Raw genomic sequence first — 26670 nt, forward strand, 5'->3', positions numbered from 1 at the left:
GCCACGCATACCTGCCCGACGATAACCCTCATCCACCTGGCCGTACGTACCGTGACACTCAACCGAACGCCTGACCGTGGTTGTCGGTGACGGTCGAAGCGGGCATCTCGACCCCGGTCCGGGCGATCGCGTCGAGCAACTGGTCGGCCAGTTCGGGCCGGCAGACCAGCAGATCGGGCAGGCGCGGGTCGGCGCGGTTGTAGCGCAGCGGCGAACCGTCGATCCGGGACGCGTGCATGCCCGCACCCAGCGCCACGGCGACCGGGGCGGCGCTGTCCCACTCGTACTGACCGCCCGCGTGGACATACGCGTCGACCTCGCCGGTCACCACCGCGCAGACCTTCACACCGGCCGAGCCCATCGGCACGGCGGTGGCGCCGAGCATCTCGACCAGCTCGCCCACGAACGCGGGCGGGCGGCTGCGGCTGACCGCGATCCGGATCGGCCCGTCCGACGCCTTCGGCTGCGGGCAGGTGGTGCCGAGCACGAGCGGCGTACCGTCCACGGTGGTCCGGGCGGGCATGCCGACCGCGCCGGCGACCAGGGCGCCGTCCGGGGCGGCGGAGCGCTGCCAGAGCGCCACGTGCACCGCCCAGTCGTCCCGCCCCTCCTCGGAGAACTCGCGGGTGCCGTCCAGCGGGTCGATGATCCAGACCCGGTCCGCCTCGTGCCGGGGTGCGCGCTCGCCGTCCGCCCACGCGCGGCGCGCGTCGGCCTCCTCCTCGGAGAGCACCGCGTCGGCCGGCCGCAGCCGGGACAGCGCCGCCGTCATCAGCTCGTGCGACGCGCGGTCGCCGGCGTCCTTGAGCGCCTTCGGGTCGGCGAAGCCCTGCCGGTCCCGCAGCGCGGTGAGCGCCTTGCCGGCCTCGGTCGCCAGCCACTGCGCGAACCGCTGGTCGTCGAGCCGTCCCGCCTCGTCCTCGGTCACGAGCCTCATCCCTTGTTCTCCCGGGTCTGCCGCGACCCGTCATCCTTCGGCGTCCGGTCGGACCGGCGCCAGCGTCCGTCGGATCGTAGACAGTCGGGAACTGCTGTCGGATCCCCCGGACGCACCCGGTGACCCGCCCGGCCGCCCGCATGTTGAACTTCGCGTGTATCGCGGTCGGACCCGCCGCGCCAGGCCCTAGGCTCTGCGCATGACCGCCGAGCAGCTGATCTCGTTCGCCCGTGGCGCGCCTTCGCTGGACATCGTCGATGTCGAAGGGCTCAAGGCCGCCGCTGTCCGCGCCTTCGACGCCGACCCCGCCGGGGTCACCGCGTACGGCACCTCCGTCGGCTACCCGCCCTTGCGGAAGTGGATCGCCGAGAAGCACGGTGTCGAGGCCGACCAGGTGCTGATCACCAACGGCTCGTTGCAGGCCGACGCGTTCCTCTTCGACCACCTGGTCCGCCGGGGCGACGCGGTGGTGGTCGAGCGTCCGACGTACGACCGCACGCTGCTCAACCTCAAGCAGATGGGCGGCGAGGTGCACGGCGTGACGGTCCAGCCGGACGGCCTGGACACCGCCGAGCTGCGCAAGCTGCTGGAGTCCGGGGTACGGCCGCGGCTCGCGCACGTGATCCCCAACTACCAGAACCCGGCCGGCGTGACCCTCTCCCTGGAGAAGCGCCGTGAGCTGCTGGACCTGGCCGCCGAGTACGACTTCACGATCTTCGAGGACGACCCGTACGCGGACATCCGGTTCCGCGGCGAGCCGCTGCCGTCGATGTTGTCGATGGACACCCGGGGCGTGGTGGTGCACGCCTCCAGCTTCACCAAGACGGTCTGCCCGGGCGTACGCGTCGGCTACCTGGTCGGCCCGGCCGAGCTGATCGCGGCGATCGCGAAGCGGGCCACGAACCTCTACATCTCGCCCGGCATGGTGGCGCAGGCGATCGTGCACCAGTTCTGCGTCTCCGGCGCGATCGACGAGTCGATCCGGACGGTCCGCTCGGCGCTCGGCGAGCGGTCGGCGGTGCTGGCCGAATCGCTGCGCCGGCACATCCCGGAGGCCCGGTTCGTGGAGCCGGACGGCGGCTACTTCCTCTGGGTCGAGCTGCCGGAGGACGTCGAGGTCGACCGGCTCGCCCCGGCCGCCGCCGAGCGTGGCGTGGCGGTGGTGAAGGGCAGTGACTTCATGGTCGACGGCGGCCGGCACGCGCTGCGCCTGGCGTACTCGGCGGTGACGGCGGACCGGATCGACGAGGGTGTGCGGCGTCTCGCCGAGGCGATGGCCGCCGTACGCGGCTGATTTTCTGTCGGGTTTCTGACAAAAAGGCCCCGCTGGCCGGTTCGGCACTCCCGCCGGGCCGGCCGGCACCCCACAATGCTGCGAGTGCCGCTCACCTTTGGCAGGTGACCTGCCCGCACGCCGGACGACCGGCCGGGCCGGCGGCACGCCCAGCATCACTCCCGCCCCCAAGGGGTGCCGGGTGGGCCGTGTCGCCCCTCACCCCCCTGACGCGGCCCGGCCCGCCCGGCGCCGCCGCGTGACACCCGTCGCAACCACCAGTTCCCCGCGCCCGCGCCCGCGCTGCGCTTCCCGCCGGTCGGCGTAACCTGCAAGCCGCAGCTCTAGGGAGAGGGGGCGAGAGATGACGGACCGGGTGGCACGCGACCGAACCGCCGGCACCGACGGCAGCCGGGCACTGCGCCCCCGCGCCTGGTCGGCCCCGGTACGCGCGATGTCCCGCATCCTCAACGCCGACGGCTCCCCGCGTACGGCCCAGCCGACCGGCCCGGAGCGCAGCGGCATCGTCGACTGCGGGCTGTACGTCGACGGCGAGCGCCGGCCCGGCCGCCCCCAGTACGCCGACGCGCTCGCCGCGGCCCGGCAGGAGCGGGACGGCTTCGTCTGGCTCGGCCTGCACGAGCCGGACCTGACCGAGATGACCGAGATCGCCGCCACCTTCGGCCTGCACGAACTCGCCGTGGAGGACGCGGTGAAGGCCCAGCAGCGCCCCAAGCTGGAGCACTTCGGCGAGATCGTCTTCCTGGTGCTGCGCACCGCCCGCTACTGCGAGCACACCGAGCTGACCGAGAACTCCGAGGTGGTGGAGACCGGCCAGGTGATGCTCTTCATCGGGCCGCACTTCGTGATCAGCGTGCGGCACGGCGACGCCTGCCGGCTGGCGCCGGTCCGCGCCGACCTGGAGGCGAAGCGGGACCTGCTGCGGCACGGCCCGTGGGCCGTCGCGTACGCGATCACCGACCGCGTGGTGGACCTCTACCTGGAGGTCGCCGACCGGCTGGAGGACGACCTCGACGTGCTGGAGGCGGACGTCTTCGACCGGCAGAGCAGCGGCCGGATCCAGCGGATCTACCAGATGAAGCGGGAACTGGTCGAGTTCAAGCGGGCGGTGGTGCCGTTGCAGCGCCCGCTGATGACGCTCACCGCGCAGGTCAACCGCGCGGTGCCGCAGGAGGTACGGCGCTACTTCCGCGACGTGCAGGACCACCTCAGCCGCACGGTCGAGCAGGTGAACTCCTACGACGACCTGCTCAACTCGATCCTCCAGGCCCGGCTGGCCCAGGTCACCGTCGACCAGAACAACGACATGCGCAAGATCGCCGCCTGGGCCGCGATCGGTGCGGTGTGGACGGCGATCGCCGGCATCTACGGCATGAACTTCGACAACATGCCCGAGCTGAAGTGGACGTACGGCTATCCGGGCGTCTGGGCGCTGATGCTCGCGGCGTCCTTCACGCTCTACCGTCTGTTCCGGCGCAACGGCTGGCTGTAGCCGCCGGGCCCGCGCCACGCCGCCCCGTACACGCGGAAGCGCCGGCCACGCGGGGTGTCCCGCGTGCCGGCGCTGATCCGACGGTACGAGGTCAGCGGCGACCGCCGGCCTTCGCGGCGTTCTTGCCGGCCTGCACGGCCTTGGTGATGTCGTCGGCCGGGCGGCCGGAGACGTCCCGGGCACCCTCGGCGACGGAGGGAACCTGGTCGTTCGGGTGGATCACCGGCTGGCTGCCGGAGGTGGCGGTCGACGCGCTGCTGCCCTTGGCCACCGCCGAGGAACCGGCGCCGGTCGGGCCGGCCTGGGTCACCTTCGCGCTCGCGTCCGGGGTCTCCACCACGATCGTGTCCACGTCCTCCCGCATCGGCTCCAGCTTGTCCCGACCGCTCGCGCCGAGCGTGCCCGTCGCGCCGAGCGTGCCGGTCGGGTCGTACTCGGCCCACTCCTGCTGCTCGCGGCGGCGGCGCATGGCCATCGCACCGGCCAGGCCGGCGACGGTGCCGGCCACCAGCAGGCCCGCGGTCATGCCCCGCGACCTGCGCTGCTTCTTCTTTCCGGGCTTCATGTTCTTCGCCTTCTTGGTCATCGCGGCCTGCTTCTTGGCCATCACCTTGCGGCCGTCCGACGCCTTGCCGGCGGCCTCGACCCGGGCGTTGCGCACGGCCAGCAGCACCGGCGCGAGCGCCGCGGCGGTCGACGCGAACCCGCTGGACGCGCGGTCCCGGACCAGGACCGCGGTCGGCGCGACGGCACCCCGGGCTGCCTGGACCCGCGGGCCGACAGTGGCGCCGGCACCCTTCGCCGCGTGCGTGGCGGCTTGCCTCAGGTGACCGATGCCCTGGTTCAGCTCGACCTTCGCGAGCTGGCCCTGGGTCTTTCGCCGCCCGATTCCAAACACGGTCCCACCTCCTGGGAGTTGTTCCTTCGTCATCCTCCACCTTCGAATGCCTCCGCATGGCCAGATCGGGCACATGGGAGGATCCGCAAGGAACTGAACTACGAGTGAGGAGTACCCGTGGCCGAGGCTGTCTACGCCACCTTGCACACCAACGCCGGCCCGATCCGGCTGGAGCTCTTCCCGAACCACGCGCCGAAGACCGTCCGCAACTTCGTGGAGCTGGCCGAGGGCACCCGGGAGTACATCGACCCGCGTACCGGTCAGCCGGGCAGCGGTCCGTACTACGACGGCACCGTCTCGCACCGCGTGATCAGCGGTTTCATGATTCAGATGGGCGACCCGACCGGCACCGGTCGCGGTGGCCCGGGCTACAAGTTCGCCGACGAGTTCCACCCGGAGCTGCGCTTCGACCGGCCGTACCTGCTGGCGATGGCGAACGCCGGGCCGGGCACCAACGGCTCGCAGTTCTTCATCACGGTGTCGCCCACGCCACACCTGAACAACCGGCACACCATCTTCGGCCAGGTGGCCGACGAGCAGTCCGCGAAGGTGGTCGACTCGATCGCCAACACCCCGACCGGCCCGAGCGACCGGCCGCTGCAGGACGTGGTGATCGAGCGGGTCGAGATCGAGCACAAGCAGTCCTGACCGGCACGCGGGTACCTTTGCTCGCATGACTGAGCGCTCGGGCCAGCCAGGCGACGCCACCGGGGGTCCGGTGCCGACCACTCCGGTCTGCTACCGGCACCCCGGTCGGGAGACGTACATCCGGTGCAGTCGGTGCGACCGGCCGATCTGCACCGAGTGCATGCGGGACGCCTCCGTCGGCCACCAGTGCCCGGAGTGCGTCGCCGAGGGCCGCCGCAGCGTGCGGCCGGCGCGTACCGCCTTCGGTGGCGGTGCCGCCGGCCGCCAGGGCAATGTCACGAAGGCGCTGATCGCGCTGAACGTGGCGATGATGCTGCTGTCCATCCTCTCGGCCCGCAGCGGAACCGCGGTGGCCGGCGGCGGCCTCGGCGGCCTGATGGGCAACGGGACCCCGCTCACCGAGTGGGGAGCGGTGCTGGGCCTGGCACGCTTCCCCGACGGGCACGTCGGCGGGGTGGCCGACGGCGAGTGGTACCGGCTGATCACCGCCATGTTCCTGCACTACGGCGTGCTGCACCTGCTGCTGAACATGTGGGCGCTCTGGGTGCTCGGCCGGACGCTGGAGGCGGTGCTCGGGCCGCTGCGCTTCCTGGCGCTCTATCTGCTCGCCGGGCTCGGCGGCAACGTCGCGGCGTACGTGTTCACCGAGCCGAACCGCTTCACGGCCGGCGCCTCGACGGCGGTCTTCGGCCTGTTCGCCGCGATCTTCGTGATCATGCGGCGGCTCGGCCGGGACACCTCGGCCATCGTGCCCATTCTGGTGATCAACCTGATCTTCACGTTCACCGTGCCGAGCATCTCGGTGGCCGGGCACCTCGGCGGTCTCGTGGCCGGCGCGCTGGTGGCGCTGATCCTGGCGTACGCGCCCCGGTCGCGGCGGACCGTGTTCCAGGTGGCGGGCTGCGCCATCGTGCTGGTCGCGTTGATCGGCCTGACCCTGGTCCGGACCGCCGCCCTGCTCGGCTGACCGGCCTCATCGTGCGGCGGGGCGGGCCTCGGTCAGCGCCGCGGCCACCTCGTCCAGCGGCGCGTCCAGGTCACGGCGGCCGAACAGGTGCAGCGACTCCCCCGCGTCGATCTCCAGCGTCTCGGCGGTGATCCCGCGCCGGGCACGCCGGTCCAGGCGGATCGCCTCCACCGCGTCCCACGGCAACCGGCGCCGCCCGGCGAATCCCCGCAGCACGGTCAACCCGTCCGGATCGACGGCGAGGCGGACCGGCGCGACCACGTCGCGCAGCGCCCAGGCGAGCAGGCCGGCGGCGGCCAGCCCGGCGAGCGCCGGCCGGACCGGATCACCGCCGGCGAAGACCAGCCCCAGGGCCAGCAGCGCGAGCGCACCGAGCGCCTTGAGCACCGGCACCTCGCGCGGTACCCGCCACTGCCGGACCGGCGGCGACTGTGGATCCATCCACCCAGCATGCCAGCCGTCCCGGCCGCACGCCGGGAGAGGACGGCCGGTACGGGGAGCACGTAGTATCGGGGCAAGCGAGGTTACCGGGGAGTAGACATGAGTGACGCGGTCATCGTCGGCGCGGTACGGACCCCGGTCGGGCGGCGCAAGGGCAGCCTCGCCGGAGTGCACCCGGTCGACCTCTCGGCGCACGTGCTGCGCGCTCTCGCCGAGCGCACCGGCATCGACCCGGGCCAGGTCGACGACGTCGTGTGGGGCTGTGTGTCGCAGGTCGGCGAGCAGTCCTGGAACGTGGCCCGCAACGCCGTGCTCGCCGCCGGCTGGCCGGAGTCGGTCCCGGGCACCACGCTCGACCGCCAGTGCGGGTCGAGCCAGCAGGCGCTGCACTTCGCCGCCGCGACTGTTCTCTCCGGTCAGGCCGACCTGGTCGTCGCCGGTGGCGTCGAGTCGATGACCCGGGTGCCGATGGGTTCCAGCGTCGCCGGTGGCATGCCGTTCAGCGCGGCGATCCTGGAGCGCTACCGCGGCGTCGAGGGCGTCGCGGAGGACTCCCCGTTGCCGTTCAACCAGGGCGTCGGGGCCGAGCTGATCGCGCAGCGGTGGCGCTTCTCGCGTACCCAGCTCGACGAGTTCGCGCTGGCCAGCCACGAGAAGGCGGCAGCCGCGCAGGACGCGGGCGCGTTCGAGGCCGAGCTGGCCCCGGTGGCGCTCGCCGACGGCGGCAAGTTCTCCGCCGACGAGGGCATCCGCCGCGACACCTCGCTGGCCAAGCTGGGCGAGCTGCCCACCCCGTTCCGCGCCGACGGCGTGGTCACCGCCGGGTCCGCGTCGCAGATCTCCGACGGCGCCGCCGCGCTCGCGGTCACCACCGCCGAGTGGGCCAGCCGGCACGGCCTGCGCCCGCTGGCCCGGGTGCACACCGCGGTGGTCGCCGCCGACGATCCGGTCACCATGCTCACCGCGCCGATCCCGGCCACCGCGAAGGCGCTGCGCCGCGCAGGGCTGGGCATCGAGGAGATCGGGGTGTACGAGGTGAACGAGGCGTTCGCCCCGGTGCCGCTGGCCTGGCTGGCCGAGACCGAGGCGGACCCGGAGCGGCTCAACCCCCGGGGCGGGGCGATCGCGCTCGGTCACCCGCTCGGCGGTTCCGGCGCGCGGATCATGACGACGATGCTCCAGCACATGCGGGACAACGGCATCCGCTACGGCCTCCAGACCATGTGCGAGGGCGGCGGCATGGCCAACGCCACGATCGTCGAGCTGCTCTGAGCCGACCGGCCGCCGGTGTCGCACCGCGGGTGCGACTTGCACGTGTGGAAGTTCCAGAAATCGGGCGTGACCCATATCACCCCTGGTCATCGGCTCGTTGGACCGGGCATGGACGTGTTCTCGCGAACGTTCCTTCCGGCCGCCGCCGAGACCGGCCTGGCGACCCAGACCGTCACCCGGCACATGCCGGTGTTCCGCCGGTGCGTCGGCTCCGGCGACGCGACCATCCTGGTCACCCGGTGCAGCCGCCCGGACGACCCGGTGGGCGGCGACTACCTGATGCTCCTCACCCACCGGCGGCTGGTGGTCACCCGGCAGACCCGGGTGCTGCACCGGCTGCGCCTGCACCTCAACACCGAACTGCGCGAGCTGAGCAACGTGACGTGGAGCCCCGACGCCCGCGCGCACAGTGTGGAGCTGGCGGCCACCGCGATCGACGGGGTACGCGAGCGTTTCGTCCTGCGTACCCACCACCCGAAGCAGGTGTGGCAGCTCGACGCACTGCTCAACCACGCCTTCCGCACCCGCCTGCGTACGCCGGCCGAGCGGGTGGTGGCGACCATCGGCGAGTCACCGGCGGGCGCCCGCCCGACGGTGCTCCGGCCCGCACCGGCCCGCTGACCTTCTCCTTACCTGATCCGAACATTCCCTGACCGGCCCGCCGGTCGCCGGTCGGTCATCATGAGCCGGTGACCACCGCCGCCCCGCCCGGGCTCGTCCTCGTGGTGGAGGACGAGCCGGCCATCGCCGACCTGGTCCGGCTCTACCTGACCCGGGACGGGTTCGGCGTACACCTGGAACGGGACGGCGAGGCCGGGCTGGCCGCCGCGCGGCGCCTGCGCCCGGTGGCCTGCGTGCTCGACATCGCGCTGCCCGGCCTGGCCGGCACCGAGATCTGCCGCCGGCTGCGCGCGGACGGCGACTGGACGCCTGTCATCTTCCTCACCGCCCGCGACGACGAGGTGGACCGCGTCGTCGGCCTGGAGCTGGGCGCCGACGACTACGTCACCAAGCCGTTCAGCCCTCGCGAGCTGCTCGCCCGGCTGCGGGCGGTGCTGCGCCGCACCGCGGGCACGCCCGCCGAGCAGCCCCGCACGCTCGGCGCCGTCACACTCGACCCGGCCCGCCGGACGGTGACCGCCGCCGGTACGCCGGTGCAGCTCACCTCCACCGAGTTCGACCTGCTCGCCCACCTGATGGCGCGTCCCGGCCGGGTGTTCACGCGGGAGGAACTGCTTGCCGGCGTGTGGGGGTACGCGGCGCACGCCGGTACCCGGACCGTCGACGTGCACGTGGCGCAGGTGCGGGCCAAACTCGGCCCGGGCAGCGTGATCCGCACACACCGGGGCGTCGGGTACGCCGCCGATGCCTGAGCAGCCCGCCGTGCCGCCGCCGCCCATGGTGCCGCCGCCGCCCACGGTGCCGATGCCGCGCCGCCCCGGGCGGACCCTCACCGCCCGCGCCGTGCTCGCCACCTGCGCGGTGGCGCTGGTGTCGGTCCTCGTCACCGCGCTCGTCGCGGTGCCCCTGGCGGTACGCGGCGCGGAGCGCCGGGACCGGGAGGCGCTGGCCGCCCAGGCCCGCCTAGCCGCCGACGTGCTCCGGGTGCGGGCGGTACGCCAACGCGACGGCACCGGAGACCGGCTCATCCGGCAGCTGCGTCAGCAGCAGATCGACGTGTACGTGATCCGGGACGGACGGGCCGACCGGCCGGGCCTGCCCGCACCGCTGGTGACGCGGGTCGCCCGCGGCGAGAACGTCTCCGGGCGGCGGCTGGTCGACGGGGAACGCCGGCTGGTCGAGGCGCGGGCGCTGCCCGGCGGGGACGGCGTGGTGCTGACCCGTGCCCGCAGCGCCGCGCCCTGGCGGGAGGTGCTGCGCGGACTCTGGCTGCCGCTGCTCGCCGGACTCGCCGCCGGTGCCGCCGCCGGACTGCTGCTCGCCCGCCGGCTGGCCCGGCCGATCCGTACCGCCGCCACCGCCGCTGCGCGGCTGCGCGCCGGGGACCGGGCGGTCCGGGTGCCGGTCGAGTCGCCCGACGAGGTGGCCGACCTGGCGCACGCGCTGAACGGCCTGGCCGCCGCGCTCGCCACGAGCGAGGGGCGGCAGCGTGAGTTCCTGCTCTCCGTCTCGCACGAGTTGCGGACCCCGCTCACCGCCATCCGCGGCTACGCCGAGGCGCTGGCCGACGGGGTGATCGAGGCCGATGCGGTGCCGGCGACCGGCCGGACCGTGCTCGCCGAGGCCGAACACCTGGACCGGCTGGTCCGTGACCTGCTGGCGCTGGCCCGGCTGGAGGCGGTCGACTTCCCGCTGGAACCGGTGCCGGTCGACCTGACCGGGCTCGCCGCCGACGCGGAGCGTGCCTGGTCCGGCCGGTGTGCGGCGCTCGGGGTGCCGTTCCGGCTGGAGACGCCGGGGGTTCCGGTGCCGGCATACACCGACCCGGGCCGGATCCGGCAGGTCGTGGACGGACTGCTGGAGAACGCGCTGCGGGTCGTACCCCCGGGGGCGCCGGTGGTGCTCGCGGTCCGGGCCGACGGCCCGGCGGGCGGCGGCGTGCTGGAGGTCCGGGACGGCGGACCCGGTTTCACCGACGACGACCTGCGGGTGGCGTTCGAGCGCGGCGCGCTGCACGAGCGGTACCGGGGCGTGCGCAAGGTGGGCAGCGGGCTCGGCCTGGCGCTCGCCGCCGGGCTGGTCCGCCGGCTCGGCGGGGACATCGCCGCCGGGCACGCCCCGGAGGGCGGGGCCGCGTTCACCGTCCGGGTGCCGCCGGATCCTTACCGGGCTCGAACATCGGCTTGACCGTCTCCTCGCATCGGTGCGGAACGCTCGGCTCGTCACCGCGAGGAGAGGACCACTGATGGCACGTCAGCGAATCGTCACCGGCGCCACCGCACTGCTCGCCGCAGCGGCGCTCGGGCTGGCCGGATGCGGCGCAACCCGGCCCGGACCGGCACCGGACGACGCGGTCGAGGTGAGCGCCGCCCTGGGCGCGGACGGCCAGGCGCTCGCCGCGCTCGGCCTGGACGCCGGGGAACTGGACGTGGACCCGGTCGCCGCGCCGGCCCCCTCCGGCACCCCGCAGGCCGGGCCGGACGGCAAGGGCGAGCGGGCGAAGAAGGGCCACGAGCGGCACCGGGCCCGGGTGTTGCTGCGGCGCAACACGCTGCACGGCGAGGCGGTGGTGAAGACCAGGGACGGCGGTACGAAGACGGTCGCGGTCCAGCGCGGCGAGGTGACAGCGATCGACGACAGGTCGATGACCGTCAAGTCCACCGACGGTTTCACAGTGACGTGGACGTTCGGCGAGAAACTGCGGGTGGTCGAGCGCCGGACCACGATCCGATCGAGCGATATCAAGATCGGTACGACGGTCGGGGTGGCCGGTGCCAAGGAGGGCGACCGGAGCGTGGCCCGGCTCGTGGTCGTACCACTTCGTCAGGAATAGGGTGCCCGGGCTGTCGTGACCTGAGCAATGTGCCAGGCTACGCTATGCCCCGACCTGCCATCGCCTCCGTGGAGATTCCGTGAAGCTCTCGATCCTCATGCCGGTCTACAACGAGGAAGAACGTATCGCGGATGCCCTCAAGCAGGCATTGGCGGTGGACTACCCCTGCGAGATCGAGCTCGTCGTCGTGGACGACGGCAGCCGGGACGGCACCGGCGAGGTCCTCGGCCGCGTGGACGACGCCCGCCTGCGGGTGATCACCCACCAGCGCAACGCCGGCAAGGGCGCGGCCATCAAGACCGCCGTCGACAGCGCCGAGGGTGAGTACATGGTCATCCTCGACGCCGACCTGGAGTACGACCCGCAGGACATCCCGCGCCTGCTGGAGCCCGTGCTCGACGGCCGGGCCACAGTCGTCTACGGCAACCGGACCTTCGGCAGCCACAGCTCGTACAGCTTCTGGTACGTGATGGGCAACAAGGGCGTCACGCTCGCCGCGAACGTGCTCTACAACTCCTACATCGGCGACCTGGAGACCTGCTTCAAGCTGATGCCGCTGGAGCTGTACCGCTCGCTCCAGGTCCGCTCCCGTGGCTTCGGCATGGAGGCCGAGGTCACCGGCAAGCTGCTGCGCCGCCGCATCCGCCCGTACGAGGTGCCGATCAGCTACCGCGCGCGGGGCCGCGAGGAGGGCAAGAAGATCACCTGGAAGGACGGCGTCGAGGCGATCTGGATCCTGGCCCGCGAGCGCGCCCGCCGCCGCCCGGCCGGTCCCGCCGCCGCGCACTGAGCCGTCGACGGAACCCCGCGAGCCCGGCACGAGCCGAGGTCGCGGGGTTCCGTCGTGTCCGGACCGCTCAGCCGAGGAACGCGTCGACCGAGCGGCGCAGCCCGGCGGCGTCCAAGCCGTGCCAGCGTTCGTGGTCGTCGGCGGTGCCGTAGCGGCGCAGGTCCTTGCGGCCCACCCCGAGCGCCAGCAGCCGGTGCGGCCGGTCGGCCAGCGCCTCCGACACCACCCGGGTCGAGGTGCCCGCCAGGTACGGCTCGACCAGAACCACCTCGGTCGCGGCGAGCGCCCGCAGCCCGGCCGTGTCGAACGGCCGCGGCCGATGGGTGTACGCCACCGTGACCGGCCGGTCGGCGACCGCGGCCACCGCCGCGTCCAGCACCGGACCGACCGCCACCAGCAGCGGCGCACCCGGCCCGGCGTCCCGGACCACGTGCAGGTCACCCGCCTGCGGGTACGCCCGCGCGTTGGCCTGGATCGACAACCGCAGGTACGCCGAGTCCTGCCCGCACACCACGTCGCGCAGCAGCGGCCGGACCTCGTCCGGGTGCCCCGGCACGTGCACCGTCCAGCCGTCCAGCGTGTCCAGCAAGGCCACGTCCGCCGGGCCGAGGTGGGTGCGTCCCGCCTCCGCCCGGTCGTACGAGCCGCCGATGCCGACGAGCACCGCGCCGACGCCCTGGTGGTCGAGGTCCAGCTTGATCTGCTCGTACGCCCGCTCGACCAGGAACGGGGCGTAGCTGTGCACGATCGGCCGCTGCCCGGTCAGCGCCAGCCCACCGGCGACCCCGACCATCAACTGTTCCCGGATGCCCACGTTGACGACCCGGTCCGGGTACCGGGCGGCGGCCGGCTCGAACGCGGCGGCGGAGATGTCGGCGAGCACGACAGTCGTACGTGGATCGGCGAGTACCTCCTCGGTGCTGGTGACGAACGCGTCCCGCATGGTGCTGCTCATGCTCACTCCCCGTCCGTGACGACCGCGACGACGACGTGCGGCCGTTGATCGTCGTGCCCGGTGAGGGCGGTGTGCAGGGCGTCGTGGTCGCGCCCGTCGACGGTGGCGGCGCTCCACCCGTTCACCGTGAACCGGCTCGCCGCGCCGCCCGGCCAGCCGTACGTGGCCGAGCGGTTGTCCAGCACGATCGCGGTCAGGTTGCCCAGCCCGGTCGCGCCCGCGTACGCGATCGCCTCGTGGTTGGAGCCCTCGTCGAGTTCGGCGTCGCCGAGCAGCACGTACACCCGGGGTTCGGTGCGGCCCTGGGCCCGCAGCCCGAGCGCGGTGCCCACGCCCAGCCCGAGCCCGTGGCCGAGCGAACCGGAACCGATCTCGACGCCCGGCACCAGCGTGCGGTCCGGGTGGTCGCCGAGCCGGCTCGCCGGGCCGCCCTGGTCGTCCAGCCACTCGGGCGGTACGAAGCCGCGGGCGGCGAGCAGCGCGTAGTACCCGGCGACCGCGTGGCCCTTGGAGAGCAGGAAGCGGTCCCGGTCCGGGTCGGCCAGGGTGGCCGGGGTGATCCGGAGCACCCGGTCGTAGAGGACCTGGAGCACGTCGAGCGTCGAGTACACGTTGGCGCCGAACTCGCGGCCGGCGCGCACCCGGTCCAGGAGCGTGCCCAGATCAGTGGCAGTGGTCGTCGTCATACCGATAGCCTCGGACTTGAAGCGAACTTCAACTCAAGGCCGTGTGATGCACGAAGCAACACTGACCATCGGGCAGCTCGCCGACCGCAGTGGCGTCGCGCCCTCGGCGCTGCGCTACTACGAGCGGCTCGGCCTGATCCACGCCGCCCGCACCGGCGGCAACCAGCGCCGCTACGCCCGCACCGAGCTGCGCCGGGTCGCGTTCATCCGGATCTCCCAGCAGGTGGGTGTCTCGCTGGAGGAGATCCGGGCGGCGCTGGACTCGCTGCCGTCGGGGCGTACCCCCACGCCCGACGACTGGGCCGCGCTGTCCCGTGCCTGGCGGGACCGGCTGGACGAGCGGATCCGGCTGCTCGGCAAGCTCCGCGACGACCTGGACGGCTGCATCGGCTGCGGCTGCCTGTCGTTGCAGCGCTGCACGCTCTACAACCCCGGCGACTCGCTCGCCGCCGAGGGCCCCGGCCCGCGCCTCATGCTCCCGCGCCCCGGCCAGGGCTGACCCTCACCGGACCAGCAGCACCTTGCCCAGGTGGTCGTTCGTCTCCACCAGGCGGTGCGCGGCGGCGGCGTCGGCCATGTCCACCCGGGCGTGCACCACCGGCCGGATCCGGCCCGCCTCCACCAGGGGCCACACCTGCTCCCGTACGCCCCGGGCGATCGCCGCCTTCTGCTCGACCGGGCGGGACCGCAACGCCGTCGCGTGCACCGCCGCCCGCTTCGCCAGCAGCATCCCCAGGTCGAGTTCGCCCTTGCGGCCGCCCTGCATGCCGATCACCACGAGCCGACCGCCGGTCGCCAGCGCCGCCACGTTCCGGGGCAGGTAGGACGCGCCCATGATGTCCAGGATCACGTCCGCGCCCCGGCCGTCGGTGACCCGGCGTACCTCGTCGACGAAGTCCTGCTCGCGGTAGTCGATCGTGTGGGCGGCGCCCAGCTCACGCAGCCGCTCGTGCTTCGCCGAACGGGCGGTCACCACCACCGTCGCGCCGAGCGCCACGCCGAGCTGGATCGCGAACGTGCCGATCCCGCTGCCGCCGCCGTGCACCAGCAGCGTGTCGCCCTCGGCCAGCCGGGCCAGGTCCACCACGTTCGACCAGACCGTGCAGGCCACCTCCGGCAGCGCCGCCGCGTCGACCAGATCCACCCCGGCCGGCACCGGCAGCAACTGCCCGGCCGGCACCGCGACCTGCTCGGCGTAGCCGCCGCCGGCGAGCAGCGCGCACACCTCCTGGCCCACCGACCAGCCGGTCACGCCGGGACCGAGCGCACGCACTGTCCCCGAACACTCCAGACCGGGGTACGCGGACGCGCCCGGCGGCGGTGGGTAGTGCCCCTGCCGCTGCAACAGGTCGGCCCGGTTCACCGCGCTCGCCCGCACCTCCACGACCACCTCGCCGGGGCCGGGCTCCGGGTCCGGCACGTGGGCCCAGACGAGCGCCTCGGGTCCGCCGGGTTCGGTGATTGTGATCGCGCGCATGACTCAGTCTTACCCGATCTGCCCGTCGCCGCGCAGGTGCACCGCCCGGGACGGCTGCCGCGCCGGTCCTACGGCCACTGTGGACCTGTCGGCGGCCATGATTCCGCTGATCAGCGCCACTGCCGGACTCTCCCGCGCGCACCCGTTCTCGCACCGGAGGTGGGACGGCGGCTTGCCCGGTACGGCGTTCGTGGCAGACTGGTCCCCGGTCGCGCACCCCTCGGGGGCGTGCCGGGAGGGTTCGCCTAGTGGCCGATGGCGCTGGTCTTGAAAACCGGTAAGGCAGCGATGTCTTCGTGGGTTCGAATCCCACACCCTCCGCCAGTAGTTGATCGCCTTCACGCAGCTCAGCGCTCACCTCGGCCAGCGGTAGCGGAGTGTGCGGCCCGTCGGACGTGTCGGCTGAAGAGAAGTCATGACCTCTACGGCTTATGCCTCTCAGGCATAAATATGACCGAGAGGCATAAGCCTTAACAGGAGATGTGTTCTCCCGGGGCTGCGAGCATCAGACCGTCGATGCGGCAACCGTGACTGGCCTGCCGTCTCCCCTGTCCCCACTCGCCAAATCACCCGTTACGGCGGTCGTCGAGGGCAAGCACCTGATCTGTGCGTCAGCCCGACCTTGCGACCAGCGCGACGAACGTCGGTGCCGGAATGTGAGCGACGGCGGCAGGGCGGCGGAGGGGAGGAATGGCGGGGCGGCGGAACAGCGGGAGCGTGGCGCGGGTCGTAGGCTGCGGGGTGCGGCGACGGCGGGAGGGCCTGGTGGCGGAGACGGCGACGGTGGCCGAGGTGACGGCCGAGCTGTCCGCGCTCGACGATCCGAAGATCCGCGCGGTCAACGAGCGGCACGGCGACGACCACGGGGTCAACCTGGGCAAGCTGCGGGCGATCGCGAAGCGGCTGAAGACGCAGCAGGACCTCGCGCGCGAGCTGTGGGCGACCGGGGACAGCGCGGCACGCCTGCTGGCGCTGCTGATCTGCCGGCCGAAGGCGTACGGGCGGGACGAGCTGGACGCGATGCTGCGCGAGGCGCGTACGCCGAAGGTGCACGACTGGCTCGTGAACTACGTGGTGAAGAAGAGCCCGTACGCGGAACCGCTACGACTGGCCTGGTCGGCCGACCGGGATCCGGTGGTGGCGAGCGCCGGCTGGGCGCTGACCACCGAGCGGGTGGCGCGGAAGCCGGACGGGCTGGACCTGGCCGGTCTGCTCGACGTGATCGAGGCCGAGATGGCCGGTGCGCCGGAGCGCCTCCAGTGGGCGATGAACCACTGCCTGGCGCAGATCGGGATCGAGTACGCCGCGTACCGGGACCGCGCGATCGGCATCGGCATCGGCGAGCGGCTCGAGGTGCTCAAGGACTACCCGACGCCGCCTGGTTGCACGTCGCCGTACGCGCCGGTCTGGATCAACGAGATGGTGCGCCGACAGCACGGCGGCGCGGACAACGGGGTATGAAGGGGCGCAGGACATTCGCGTACCCGGAAGGACCGTTTCGATGACCCTGGAACGACCGATCGCCCCGGACCCGTACGAGCTGCTGCCGACGGTGCCGTCGTTCGACCTGACCAGCGACGACGTGCACAACGGCGAGCCGATGGACGCGCGGTACGCGCACGGCAGCACCGGCGGCGAGAACGTCTCACCGCAGCTGTCCTGGTCGGGCTTCCCGGCCGAGACCAAGAGCTTCGTGGTCACCTGCTTCGACCCGGACGCTCCGACCGGCAGCGGCTTCTGGCACTGGGTGCTGGTGAACCTGCCCGCGTCCGTCACCGAGCTGCCCAGCGGCGTGCGGGAGGCCGACCTCGGCGGCGCGTTCAGCGTCCGCAACGACTACGGCGACACCGGTTACGGCGGCGCGGCGCCGCCGGCCGGGGACCGCCCGCACCGGTACGTGTTCGCGGTGCACGCGGTGGACGTGGACCGCCTCGACATCCCGGCCGGGGCGAGCCCGGCCTTCGTCGGCTTCAACCTGGCGTTCCACACCCTGGCCCGGGCGGTCATCCGCCCCACGTACCAGATCAAGGAGTGACGGGCGGCCGGGGGCCGTCGCGGCCCCCGGCCCTCAGGCCGGTACGCGGGCGACGGCGAAGACGGACTGGCCGAACGGGGGCCGGACGCGCTGCTCGGCGGCCTTGGTGACGGGCAGTACGAGCGTGTCGTACACCTTGACCATCGGGCCCTCCTTCGGCATCAGCCGGAAGACCTTGGTGGCCATGAAGTAGCCGATCAGGCCGAGCGCGTTGGCGTAGTGGATCCGCTCGACGGTGAGGCCGGCCTCGGTCATCGCCGCGGCGAGCGTCTTCTTCGTGTAGCGGCGGACGTGACCGGTGGCGATGTCGGCGGGGCTCATGGCGAACTGGAACGCCGGCACGATGATGACCACGGCGCCGCCGGGGCGGACCAGGTCGCGCATGCTGCGCAGCGCGCCCACGTGGTCGTCGATGTGCTCGAGCACGTTGTAGGACACGGCCGCGCTGTAGTCGCCGCGTTCGTGGTGCGGGAGGAGCATCTGCCGGACCTCGACGCCCGGGTGGTCGGACAGCCGTTCCTTGAGCTGGATCAGCCGGTCCGGGTCGGCCTCGGTGGCGGTGATCCGGGGTGCGTACGCCGCCCACGCGGAGGCGTAGTCGCCCAGGCCGCTGCCGATCTCGATCGGGTTGTCACCGAGGTAGGGCACCGCCAGCTCGACGAACCACTGCCGGTGGTTGACCGCTGTCGCGAGGCCTTCGAGCACCTCGGACTGGACGCGCTGATCCCCAGTGATTTCTGCCATGCGTCGATTCCTCACGATATGACTGACCCGCGCCTGGACCGTCAGAGTCAACCATCTGGATGACTGAGGGGGAAATCGGGGGACGGATAGGGGGCCGAATTGTGATGCGGAGGGGTGCCTGATCGGCGGTCGGCGAACTCGGCACATAGTACGTGAGTCTGCGGAACATTGCACCTGCCGGTCATTCCCGGACTACGCTCTGAAATGTCATGACTACTCCGGAATCAGCGGCGGACCCGACGAAAGCAGGGCAGGGCAGGCGGATCGACGCGCTCGCCGTGCTCAGCTTCGTGCTGCTCGCGTTCTGGGTGACCGCTCGCCTCTGGGTCGATCCGCGCAACGGCATTCGGGACAATCGGACAGATCAGGCGCAATTCGAATGGATGATGGCGCATGGTGCGCGTGTCGTCACTGATTTCGCCTATCCGTTCACCTCGGACCGGATGAATGTGCCGGATGTCGTCAATCTCATGGCTAATACGTCCGTATTATCCGTTTCACTGCCGCTGACCCCGATCACGCTCTGGGCGGGTCCGCGCTGGTCCTTTCTGATTTTCCTCACTCTCGGGCTCGCCGCCACGGGCGTGTCCTGGTATTTCCTGCTCTCCCGAGTTGTCGTGAAGTCCCGTGGCCCGGCCTGGCTCGGTGCCGCCTTCTGCGCGTTCGCGCCTGCGATGATCTCGCACGCCAACTCGCACCCCAACATCGTCAGCCAGTTCGTGGTGCCGCTGATCATCTGGCGGACGCTGCGCCTGGCCGAGCCCGGCCGGTGGCTGCGCAACGGCGTCCTGCTCGCCCTGGTGATCGTCTGGCAGGCGTTCCTCAACCTGGAGATCCTGCTGATGACCGCCATCGGGCTCGGCGTGGTGGTCCTCGCGCTGGCGCTCGGCCGTCCCGCGCTGCGCTCGGCGGCCCGCCCGTTCGCCGCCGGACTGGCGGTGGCCGCGGTGGTCGCCGGGGCGCTGCTCGCGTACCCGCTCTGGGTCCAGTTCTTCGGCCCCGGCGCGTACAGCGGGCTCTCCACGCTGATCCGCGGCTACTCCACCGACCTCGCCGCGTACGTGGCCTGGTCGCGGGAGTCGGTAGCGGGCGACGCCCGGGGCAGCGAACCGCTCGTCAAGAACGCCACCGAGGAGAACGCGTTCTTCGGCTGGCCGCTGGTGATCCTGGTGATCGCGCTGGTCTGGTGGATGCGCCGCAACGCCGTGGTGCTCGGGCTGGCGGCGGTCGGGCTCGTGTTCGCGCTCTTCTCGCTCGGCCGGGAGATCCGCTACGACGGGCAGGACACCGGCATCCCCGGCCCCTGGGCCGCGCTGGAGAACCTGCCGGTTCTGCACTCGGTGGTGCCCACCCGCTGGTCGCTCGCGCTCACCCCGATCATCGGCGTGCTGCTCGCGTTCGGCGCCGAGCGGGTCCGGCGGCTGGCCGTACGGCACCCGGACGCGCGCGACCAGATCCGGTTCGCCACCGTCACCGTGCTCGCCATGGCGCTGCTGCCGATCCTGCCCACCCCGCTGCCGGCCAAGCGCCTCGACCCGACCCCGGCGTTCGTCACCTCCGGCGCCTGGCGTCCCTACGTCGCCGACGGGCGGAGCATCGTCACGCTGCCGCTGCCCGACACCACGTACGCGGTCCCGCTGCGCTGGTCCGCCGAGACCCGGCTGGACATGCCGCTGGCTCGCGGCTACTTCCTCTATCCGGACACCCGCCCCGGCGGGGACCGGATCGCCCTGTTCACCGCGCCGCCGCGCCCGACGAGCACGTTCTTCGAGACGGTACGGCGCACCGACGCGGTTCCGCCGATCACGCCACAGGACCGGGTGGCCGCCGTGGACGACCTGCGCTACTGGCGGGCCGGCGCGGTGATCCTCGACCCCCGGCTGCCGCAGGCCGAGGCGCTGCGCCGGGCGATGACCGAGCTGAGCGGGGTCACGCCGAGGCGTACCGGCGGGGTGTGGTTGTGGGACGTCCGGCCGCTGGCCGACTGAGCGGTCAGCCCTGGCGGACGCAGCAGCCCTGGCACACCTTGGGCCGGGGCAGCGTGAACGCCAGGCAGCAGGTGCGGCGCTGCACCGTCGGCTCGCCGCCCGGGCCGGGCACCAGCTCGACCAGGTCGCTGAGGTCGAGCGCGTCCAGCACCGCGCCGACCGCCGCCGTGGACGAGCCGGGCAGCGCGTCCGACGCCCGCAGGATGCCGTGCGCGATGCCGGAGGCCACCGAACCGAGCAGCGTACGGGTGCCGATCCGGACCTCGCCCTGGATGGCGCCGATCAGCGGCGCGAAGTGGGCGTCGAGCAGGGACGCGCGCAGCGCGCCGAGCAGCGCCGCCTCGTCCGGGACCACCAGGACGCCCGGAGCGCCGGCGAGCGCCAGCGGGTCGCTCGGCAGCACCGCCACCGGGGTGGAGGCGCGCAGCCCCAGCGTGAGGAGCTGGTGGTGGTCCTCGAAGTGCACGAGCACGTCGGCCGGGCCGAGCAGCGGCACCCGGCGGGCGGACGCCCAGCCGAGCACGGCGGGCAGCGCGGTCCAGTAGCTGTAGGACTTCCAGGCCAGCGCGGCGCAGGCGTGCGGGGTGCCGCCCCAGCGGCGGCCGGCGGCGGTCAGGAACTCGGACAGCAGCGTGCCGTCGATCAGGCGGGTGGCGGGGGACCAGCGATCCAGCTCGTCGTGGACCAGCAGACCGGGCGCGAGGCCGGGCAGGTCGTCGGTGCCGAACATGGCGCGCAGGGTCGCGGTCACCGGGGCAAGCGGGGTGGCGGCGTCGCGCCCCGGCATCACCGCAGTCACCTGGCCGTCCCCTGTCCTGTCGCCCTGCGGTCGGCGCCTGTCGTCGACCAAAGCTAAGGCTAGCCTAACCACCCTCCCGGCGGGAGGGGAAGAGGTGCCGCGGCATCGCGGGGAGGTCCCCGTCACTGGCGCGCCGTCGCGTACTACCCGGCCCGGAAGACGGAAAACGCCGCCGGAGAACCGGCGGCGGACGGCGTAAGGATCGGCGTACGTCGCTGAAAAGTCAAGGTGAATGTCGAATACGAGGCAGTTTCCGTACACGTTCGGCCACTCAACGTGAAAATGGTCTTCCCGCGTACGAGGAAGCTGATGACGACCTCACCGATCGAGCGTGCCGCGGACTCGTTCGCGGCCGAACTCGCCCGGCACCGGACCGGCCGAGGGCTGTCCAAGAAGCAACTCGCCACCATGATGGGCTTCGACCCGTCCTACGTCAGCCACGTCGAAGGGCGCCGGCACCGGCCCACCGAGGACTTCGCCCGCCGGGCCGAGGCCGTCCTGGAGGCCAGCGGCGCGATCTGGCAGCGCTTCCGGGAGTACGACGAGCTGCGGCACGGCCGCACCGGCGCGGCGCACCGCGATCCACCCGTCCCTGGCCAGTGGCTGCCTCCGGGGACCGGCCTGGTGGTGGAACGGGAGGCGGCCACGCTCACCCACACCGGTGACAGCTACCACTGTGCGATCCGGCGGGAGCTGTACAACGCGGGAACCGAACCGGTCACCCGCTACCTGGTCCGGGTCGCCGTCGACCGCTACCCCAACGACCCGGGCCGCTCCAACCGGCACCACCGGGAACACCCGCTCACCTTCGCCGAGCTGCAACTCACCGCGTACCGGGACGACGGGAACGGACGCGAGCCGATGCACTGGCGGGCCAAGCACGACCGGGACGCGTTCAAGGAGATCTGGCTGCTGTTCGAGAACGACGAGGGACGCTTCCCGCTCTACCCCGGCGACCGGGTCACCATCGAGTACGCGTACCGCGTCGGCCGGGACAAGTGGGGCCCCTGGTTCCAGCGGGCCGTACGCCTGCCCACCCGGCACCTGGCGGTGCGGCTCGACCTGCCTGCGGACCTCGACCCCAAGGTGTGGGGTGCGGAGACCTCGCTGTCGGCGGAGGAGGGCCCGCTGCGTACCCCGATCCAGCGTGCGGTGGACGGCGGCCGGGTGGTCTTCGACTGGGGGACCGACGACCCGCCGCTGAACGCCCGCTACCGGATGCAGTGGCGGTTCCGCAGTCCCGAGCCGGACGCCGAACCGGACAGCGTGCCCACCGGCGGCGCCCGGGTACGGGCCAGCGACCGGATGCGCGCAGTCGGCATCGTGCAGCGGGGCGACGACCTGCTGCGGCAGCGGGCCCGCCAGTTCGACCTGCCGGCCGACGAACCGCACGCCCGGCAGGTGATGGACCGGCTCGCCGCGATGCTGGTCCGCTTGGACGAGCTGCACCCGTTCAGCAAGGGCGTCGGCCTCGCCGCGCCCCAGCTCGGCATCGGCTGGTCGGCGGCGCTCGTGCGCCCGGCCGACCGGGCGGCCGACCCGGTGGTGCTGCTCAACCCCCGGGTGGTGGACGCCGCCGCCGAGACCGACGAGCAGTACGAGGGCTGCCTCTCCTTCTTCGACCACCGCGGCCTGGTGCCCCGGCCGCTGCGGATCGACGTGGAACACGCCCTGTGGGACGGCAGCCGGGTGATCACGTCCTTCGAGTACGCGATGGCGCGGCTGGTCGCGCACGAGATCGACCACCTCGAGGGGCGGCTGTACGTCGACCGGATGGCACCCGGCGTGCCGCTGGTACCGGTGGAGGAGTACCGCGAGACCGGCACCCCCTGGCGTTACTGAGAAACGGGGGGCCGGGTCGCGTGCCCCAGGGGGCAGGGGCACGCGACCCGGCTCGGGGGGAGCAAGGTTCAGAGGTTGCCGAACGTGTCGTACCGGATGTGGTCCGGCGGGACGTCGTCGGCGGCGAGCGCCCGCAGGGTGGATCGCACCATCGCGGCCGATCCGGAGACGTAGCAGTCGTGCGTGGTCCACGGGCCGTACCGGGTGACCACCTCGGAGACGTCACCGAGTTCGCCGCCGAAATCCGGGTCCTCGCTGCACGCGGGTGTCACCGACAACCACGGGTGGGTCGCGACGAGGTCCTCCAGGCCGGGCAGCCCGTACAGCTCGTCCGGGCGGCGCGCGCCGTAGAAGACGTGCACCCAGCGGGTGCGGTTGACCCGGGTCAGCTCCTCCACCAGCGCCTTGATCGGGGCCAGGCCGACGCCGCCGGCCACGCAGAGGACGTCCCGGGTGGACTCCGGGTCCAATGTCATCGAGCCCATCGGCGCGGCCACCCGCAGCAGGTCACCCGGTTTGGTGCGGCGCACCAACGCGCCGGACACCCAACCGGCGGCGCCCGGCGGCGTCCGCACGTGGAACTCCAGCACGTTCTCCTCGTTCGGCGCGTTCGCCACCGAGTACGTCCGCCACACCCGCGGGTGGTAGCGGGGTGCCTCCACGCTGACGTACTGCCCCGCCCGCCAGGGCAGCGGGTGCTGGAGCGCGCGTACGGTCAGCACGGCCGTGTCCGGGCCGTGCCGCTCGTGCGTCAGCACCTCGGCGTGCCAGTACGGCGGGTTGCCGTCGGCCTCCGCGCCGGCCAGCATCCGCGCGCTGATGCTCGCGTACGCCTCCCGCCACGCCTGGTCGTACTCCAGGTTCCAGCCGTCCCCGGCGGTGCTGCGCAGCGCGTCGAGCAGCGCGACGCCCATCGTCGCGTAGTGCTCGGCCGTCACGTGGTACTTGCGGTGGTCCCGGCCCAGCGCGCGCAGGTACTCGTCGAAGCTCTCCGGGTCGCCCACCGTCTGGGTGGCGGTGACGATGGCCTCCAGGATGCGGTCCCCCTGGCCGTTCATCTGCACCGGGAAGAGCTTGCGCAGCTCCGGGTCGAGGAGGAACAGCCGGGCGTAGAAGTGCCCGCTGAGCCGCTCCCGGTGCTCCTCGACCAGGGCCCAGCTCTCCTTCAGCAGCCGCGCGAAGTTCTCCACAGGGGCACGCTCCTTCTCCGTACGGGCGGATCGGCAGCCATAGAATGTCCACGGAGCGTGTGTGCCGGTCGCACAGACTGTGCGATCGCCGGGCCGGACGCCGAAGTGATTTCATGGTCCGGTGACGGTTGACGAGCTGGCCCGCCCGGTCTCCCGCCGGATGCTGGGCACCGAGACGCTGCTCGTGCTCGGTCTGTCCCTCGGCCAGTCGGCCGTGTACGCGCTGGTGTCGCTGATCGCCAAGCTGACCGCGACCGGTGGCCTGTCGAAACAGACCGCTGCCCTGAACACCTCCGTGTCGGCCCGGCCGTACCTCGACCTCACGTACCAACTGCTCGGGATCGTCTTCGCGTTGCTGCCGGTGCTTCTCGCCGTACACCTGTTGGCGCGTGACCCCGGCGACCCGGCGCGGACGCTCGGCGTCGACTTCCGGCGGCCCGGCTCCGACCTGGCCCGGGGCGCGGGCCTGACCGCGCTCATCGGCCTGCCCGGGCTGGCGCTGTTCTGGGTGGCGGCACAGCTCGGCCTCAACGCCACGCTGGTCCCGGCCGCGCTGCCGGACCTCTGGTGGACGGTGCCGGTGCTGATCCTCGCCGCCGTGCAGAACGCCGTGCTGGAGGAGGTGATCGTGGTCGGCTACCTGATCACCCGGCTGCGGCAGCTCAACTGGCGGATCGGCGCCGTGCTCGCTACGAGCGCCCTGCTGCGCGGCTCGTACCACCTCTACCAGGGCTTCGGCGCCTTCGTCGGCAACGCGGTGATGGGCGTGATCTTCGGGCTGTTCTACCTGCGCACCCGCCGGGTCGCCCCGCTGATCGTCGCGCACACGCTGCTCGACATCTTCGCGTTCGTCGGCTACGCGATGCTGCCGAAGTCCTGGTTCGACTGGCTCTAGGTCGTCGCCTCCTCGCCGTGGTGCGCCGATGGGGCGCGGTGGGCTCGGTGCCGTTGCGGGTCAGGCGCGGCGTGGCCGGTACCGGGCAACCGCCCGCGCGGCCAGCCGCTCGGCCGTCGCCGTACCGCCGGTCGCGGCCGCCAGCGCCGCCGCCCCCGGCAGCAACCGCGCGGCCAACCGCAGGCCGAGCCAGCCGCCCGCCTGCGCCGCCACCGGCGTGGCCAGCCGCCAGGCCGCCTCCGCCACCCGCCCCCACGGCCCGTCCGCCGGCGCGTCGGCAGCACGGGCCGCCGCCAGCGCCGCCCGAGCGGTGCCGTCGTCCGGGTGCACCAGCGTGAGCACCAGCAGTTCGGCCGCCCGATCCGGATGCGCCGGATCCCGCCCGTACGCCGCCGCCAGATGCAGCACCAGGTTCGCCTGCGTCCACAGCACTGCCGCCAGCTCCGCGACCGGTGCGAACATCCCGGCCCCGGCTGCCAGCGCCCCACCCGTACCGGCCATCCGCACGAACCGCCGGGTCGCCAGCCGGGCCACCCCGTCGGCGTCCGCCTCCGGGTAGGCCCGCCGAACCTGCTCCACCCAGGCCGAGGCCCGCGGCCCGAGCGCGTCGACCGCAGCCAGGGCCAGCAGCTCCGGCGCGAACCCGGGGTGGTCGCGCAGCTGCGGCCCCACCGTCCGCCAGCCCGTTTCCGGGGTACGCGCGACGTCGAGTTGTGCGGGTGCCCGCGCGACGACGACCGCAGTCGTTGGCGGGCTCGCCTCTGCCGTCGGCGGGGCGGCTTTCGTCGGCCGGCGGGTCCGGCCCGGCGAAGGTGCGGTGGCGGGACGCTCCGCCGTGACCGGCTCGGTGCCGTCGGGCTGCCGTTCGGCAAGAGCGGGCTCTGTCGCGCTGATCGCCGTCTCCTGCCTCGGAGGCGACGCCTTCCGAGTGGCCTTCTTGACCGCCGGCGCAGCCTTCTTCGCAACTGGGGCGGCTTTCTTCGCGACCGGGGCGGCCTTCTTGGCGGCGGGAGCGCGGCGCGTCCGTTTCGGCGTCTCCTCCCCGGCCGGTGGTGACGTCGACTCGGCCGGAGGCTCGGCAGCCCTTCGCTGCTCCGCTGTGACGGGCCTCTCCTCGGCCGGGAGCGTGCTCTCCCCGGCGCTCGGCGGCGGCTCTGCGGCAGTCGTACCCGAAGGAGTGGCGGAAGTCCCCGAGGTGGCCTGCTCTGACGGCGGCGTACCCGGGCCGCCGGTGGAAGCCTGCGGGGTGGCGCGCTCGCCGGGCGTACCCGGATCGGCGGGTGAAGGGTCGGCGGCCGGACGCGGGCGCGGCGCCGGCGGTGCGTCGGCGGTCGGCGCCGGCGGCTGGAAGACGACAGTGGGCGCCGCCCGGCGCGGACGCCTGGGCGTCGGTGTGTCGCTCGTCGCGGCGCTTGCAGCGGGGTCCGGGACCTGTGGAGGGCTGAACGTCGGTCGTGGGGAGCGACTCCGCCGGGCCTTGGGGGCGGGCTCGCGACGGGGCGGATCGCTCGGCGGCTGCTCCTGCATATCGATGGAGCGTAGCCGTGGGAGTGATCCCGCACACGACGAAAACGCGGTGGGGGCGGCCGGTCCGATAGTCGCTTTGCCCCCGGCGGGTGCGGACCTGTATCCTCGGGCGCGGTGACCTCGTGGGTCACCAGGGAGACTTCGCCTAGTCTGGTCTATGGCGCCGCACTGCTAATGCGGTTGGGGTCTTAAAGCCCCTCCCGGGTTCGAATCCCGGAGTCTCCGCGCGAAAGCCGGTTGTGTAGACTGGCCGAGCACCAGGCGCCCGTAGCTCAACGGATAGAGCATCTGACTACGGATCAGAAGGTTAGGGGTTCGAGTCCCTTCGGGCGCACAGAC

At 72.8% G+C, this 26670-nt stretch carries 26 protein-coding genes and 3 tRNA genes; 19 read left to right on the top strand and 10 right to left on the bottom strand.

Going from position 1 to position 26670, the window contains the following annotated elements:
- Nucleotides 1–58: 58 nt before the first annotated feature.
- Nucleotides 59–937, bottom strand: coding sequence for a 3'(2'),5'-bisphosphate nucleotidase CysQ (locus O7607_RS13230; RefSeq protein ID WP_269703500.1), 879 nt, complete (start codon nt 935–937; stop codon nt 59–61).
- 199 nt (nt 938–1136) lie between these two features.
- Between O7607_RS13230 and O7607_RS13235 the strand changes: the two genes are divergently transcribed.
- Both O7607_RS13235 and corA read left to right on the top strand, forming a co-directional pair.
- Nucleotides 1137–2231, top strand: a complete 1095-nt coding sequence (locus tag O7607_RS13235) for an aminotransferase-like domain-containing protein (RefSeq protein ID WP_269703502.1) — start codon at nt 1137–1139, stop codon at nt 2229–2231.
- 343 nt (nt 2232–2574) lie between these two features.
- Nucleotides 2575–3723, top strand: coding sequence for a magnesium/cobalt transporter CorA (corA, locus tag O7607_RS13240; protein ID WP_269703503.1), 1149 nt, complete (start codon nt 2575–2577; stop codon nt 3721–3723).
- Between the two features lie 91 nt (nt 3724–3814).
- Here the strand turns inward: corA and O7607_RS13245 are convergent, their stop codons facing one another.
- Nucleotides 3815–4654, bottom strand: coding sequence for a hypothetical protein (locus O7607_RS13245; protein ID WP_269703504.1), 840 nt, complete (start codon nt 4652–4654; stop codon nt 3815–3817).
- Nucleotides 4655–4738: 84 nt separating this feature from the next.
- On the opposite strand from O7607_RS13245, the gene O7607_RS13250 reads away from it, so the two are divergent.
- A complete protein-coding gene (locus O7607_RS13250) occupies nt 4739–5269 on the top strand; it encodes a peptidylprolyl isomerase (protein ID WP_194800379.1) in 531 nt (176 codons plus the stop codon).
- A gap of 25 nt (nt 5270–5294) precedes the next feature.
- Nucleotides 5295–6236 carry a rhomboid family intramembrane serine protease gene (locus tag O7607_RS13255; RefSeq protein ID WP_269703505.1) on the top strand — a complete coding sequence of 314 codons (942 nt, stop codon included), beginning with the start codon at nt 5295–5297 and terminating at the stop codon, nt 6234–6236.
- Nucleotides 6237–6242: 6 nt separating this feature from the next.
- Here O7607_RS13255 and O7607_RS13260 read toward each other — a convergent pair whose 3' ends face one another.
- Nucleotides 6243–6677 carry a PH domain-containing protein gene (locus O7607_RS13260; RefSeq protein ID WP_269703506.1) on the bottom strand — a complete coding sequence of 145 codons (435 nt, stop codon included), beginning with the start codon at nt 6675–6677 and terminating at the stop codon, nt 6243–6245.
- A 99-nt stretch (nt 6678–6776) separates the two neighbouring features.
- Here O7607_RS13260 and O7607_RS13265 point away from each other — a divergent pair, with 99 nt between their 5' ends.
- The 6 genes from O7607_RS13265 to O7607_RS13290 all read left to right on the top strand — a co-directional run bounded on the left by O7607_RS13265 (nt 6777) and on the right by O7607_RS13290 (nt 12193).
- Nucleotides 6777–7949: a thiolase family protein gene (locus O7607_RS13265; protein WP_262013003.1), complete on the top strand. Its 1173-nt coding sequence runs from the start codon at nt 6777–6779 to the stop codon at nt 7947–7949.
- Nucleotides 7950–8057: 108 nt separating this feature from the next.
- Nucleotides 8058–8570: a hypothetical protein gene (locus O7607_RS13270; protein WP_013289256.1), complete on the top strand. Its 513-nt coding sequence runs from the start codon at nt 8058–8060 to the stop codon at nt 8568–8570.
- Nucleotides 8571–8638: 68 nt separating this feature from the next.
- Nucleotides 8639–9322, top strand: a complete 684-nt coding sequence (locus O7607_RS13275) for a response regulator transcription factor (RefSeq protein WP_269703507.1) — start codon at nt 8639–8641, stop codon at nt 9320–9322.
- A complete protein-coding gene (locus tag O7607_RS13280; protein WP_442929482.1) occupies nt 9315–10757 on the top strand; it encodes a sensor histidine kinase in 1443 nt (480 codons plus the stop codon). Before O7607_RS13275 ends, O7607_RS13280 begins: the two co-directional genes overlap by 8 nt.
- Nucleotides 10758–10815: 58 nt before the next feature.
- Complete coding sequence (locus tag O7607_RS13285; protein WP_269703508.1) at nt 10816–11403, top strand: hypothetical protein; 588 nt, start codon at nt 10816–10818, stop codon at nt 11401–11403.
- Between the two features lie 79 nt (nt 11404–11482).
- A complete protein-coding gene (locus O7607_RS13290; protein WP_135242490.1) occupies nt 11483–12193 on the top strand; it encodes a glycosyltransferase family 2 protein in 711 nt (236 codons plus the stop codon).
- A gap of 67 nt (nt 12194–12260) precedes the next feature.
- Here the strand turns inward: O7607_RS13290 and O7607_RS13295 are convergent, their stop codons facing one another.
- Together O7607_RS13295 and O7607_RS13300 are read right to left on the bottom strand one after the other, a co-directional pair.
- Entirely contained in the window at nt 12261–13136 is an 876-nt protein-coding gene (locus O7607_RS13295) for a transketolase family protein (protein ID WP_269706967.1), read from the bottom strand.
- Between the two features lie 14 nt (nt 13137–13150).
- Nucleotides 13151–13834: a transketolase gene (locus O7607_RS13300; protein ID WP_269703509.1), complete on the bottom strand. Its 684-nt coding sequence runs from the start codon at nt 13832–13834 to the stop codon at nt 13151–13153.
- Between the two features lie 46 nt (nt 13835–13880).
- Here O7607_RS13300 and soxR point away from each other — a divergent pair, with 46 nt between their 5' ends.
- Nucleotides 13881–14333 (top strand): redox-sensitive transcriptional activator SoxR, encoded by a 453-nt coding sequence (soxR, locus tag O7607_RS13305; protein ID WP_269703510.1) that lies wholly within the window; start codon nt 13881–13883, stop codon nt 14331–14333.
- 3 nt (nt 14334–14336) lie between these two features.
- Here the strand turns inward: soxR and O7607_RS13310 are convergent, their stop codons facing one another.
- On the bottom strand, nt 14337–15311 hold the full coding sequence (locus tag O7607_RS13310) for an NAD(P)H-quinone oxidoreductase (protein WP_269703511.1): 975 nt from the start codon (nt 15309–15311) through the stop codon (nt 14337–14339).
- A 234-nt stretch (nt 15312–15545) separates the two neighbouring features.
- On the opposite strand from O7607_RS13310, the gene O7607_RS13315 reads away from it, so the two are divergent.
- From O7607_RS13315 to O7607_RS13325, 3 genes are all read left to right on the top strand, one after another.
- A tRNA-Ser gene (locus O7607_RS13315) sits at nt 15546–15635 on the top strand.
- 441 nt (nt 15636–16076) lie between these two features.
- Nucleotides 16077–16772 carry a DNA alkylation repair protein gene (locus O7607_RS13320; protein ID WP_281579502.1) on the top strand — a complete coding sequence of 232 codons (696 nt, stop codon included), beginning with the start codon at nt 16077–16079 and terminating at the stop codon, nt 16770–16772.
- Nucleotides 16773–16812: 40 nt separating this feature from the next.
- Nucleotides 16813–17346, top strand: a complete 534-nt coding sequence (locus O7607_RS13325) for a YbhB/YbcL family Raf kinase inhibitor-like protein (protein WP_269703513.1) — start codon at nt 16813–16815, stop codon at nt 17344–17346.
- Between the two features lie 33 nt (nt 17347–17379).
- On the opposite strand, the gene O7607_RS13330 is transcribed toward O7607_RS13325, so the two are convergent.
- Nucleotides 17380–18090, bottom strand: a complete 711-nt coding sequence (locus O7607_RS13330) for a class I SAM-dependent methyltransferase (protein ID WP_194800391.1) — start codon at nt 18088–18090, stop codon at nt 17380–17382.
- 209 nt (nt 18091–18299) lie between these two features.
- Between O7607_RS13330 and O7607_RS13335 the strand changes: the two genes are divergently transcribed.
- Nucleotides 18300–20078 (top strand): hypothetical protein, encoded by a 1779-nt coding sequence (locus tag O7607_RS13335; protein ID WP_269703514.1) that lies wholly within the window; start codon nt 18300–18302, stop codon nt 20076–20078.
- A 4-nt stretch (nt 20079–20082) separates the two neighbouring features.
- Here the strand turns inward: O7607_RS13335 and O7607_RS13340 are convergent, their stop codons facing one another.
- Nucleotides 20083–20865 (bottom strand): hypothetical protein, encoded by a 783-nt coding sequence (locus tag O7607_RS13340; RefSeq protein WP_269706969.1) that lies wholly within the window; start codon nt 20863–20865, stop codon nt 20083–20085.
- Between the two features lie 321 nt (nt 20866–21186).
- On the opposite strand from O7607_RS13340, the gene O7607_RS13345 reads away from it, so the two are divergent.
- Nucleotides 21187–22719 (top strand): peptide deformylase, encoded by a 1533-nt coding sequence (locus O7607_RS13345; protein WP_269703515.1) that lies wholly within the window; start codon nt 21187–21189, stop codon nt 22717–22719.
- A gap of 68 nt (nt 22720–22787) precedes the next feature.
- Here O7607_RS13345 and O7607_RS13350 read toward each other — a convergent pair whose 3' ends face one another.
- Nucleotides 22788–23909, bottom strand: coding sequence for a globin domain-containing protein (locus O7607_RS13350; protein ID WP_269703516.1), 1122 nt, complete (start codon nt 23907–23909; stop codon nt 22788–22790).
- 121 nt (nt 23910–24030) lie between these two features.
- Between O7607_RS13350 and O7607_RS13355 the strand changes: the two genes are divergently transcribed.
- Nucleotides 24031–24804 carry a CPBP family intramembrane glutamic endopeptidase gene (locus O7607_RS13355; protein ID WP_269703517.1) on the top strand — a complete coding sequence of 258 codons (774 nt, stop codon included), beginning with the start codon at nt 24031–24033 and terminating at the stop codon, nt 24802–24804.
- 60 nt (nt 24805–24864) lie between these two features.
- Here the strand turns inward: O7607_RS13355 and O7607_RS13360 are convergent, their stop codons facing one another.
- Nucleotides 24865–25476: a hypothetical protein gene (locus tag O7607_RS13360; RefSeq protein WP_269703518.1), complete on the bottom strand. Its 612-nt coding sequence runs from the start codon at nt 25474–25476 to the stop codon at nt 24865–24867.
- 989 nt (nt 25477–26465) lie between these two features.
- Here O7607_RS13360 and O7607_RS13365 point away from each other — a divergent pair.
- Both O7607_RS13365 and O7607_RS13370 read left to right on the top strand, forming a co-directional pair.
- Nucleotides 26466–26556 (top strand) — tRNA-Ser (locus O7607_RS13365).
- 36 nt (nt 26557–26592) lie between these two features.
- A tRNA-Arg gene (locus O7607_RS13370) sits at nt 26593–26665 on the top strand.
- Nucleotides 26666–26670 lie beyond the last annotated feature (5 nt).

The sequence above is a fragment of the Micromonospora sp. WMMA1949 genome, from assembly GCF_027460145.1.
GTDB lineage: Bacteria > Actinomycetota > Actinomycetes > Mycobacteriales > Micromonosporaceae > Micromonospora.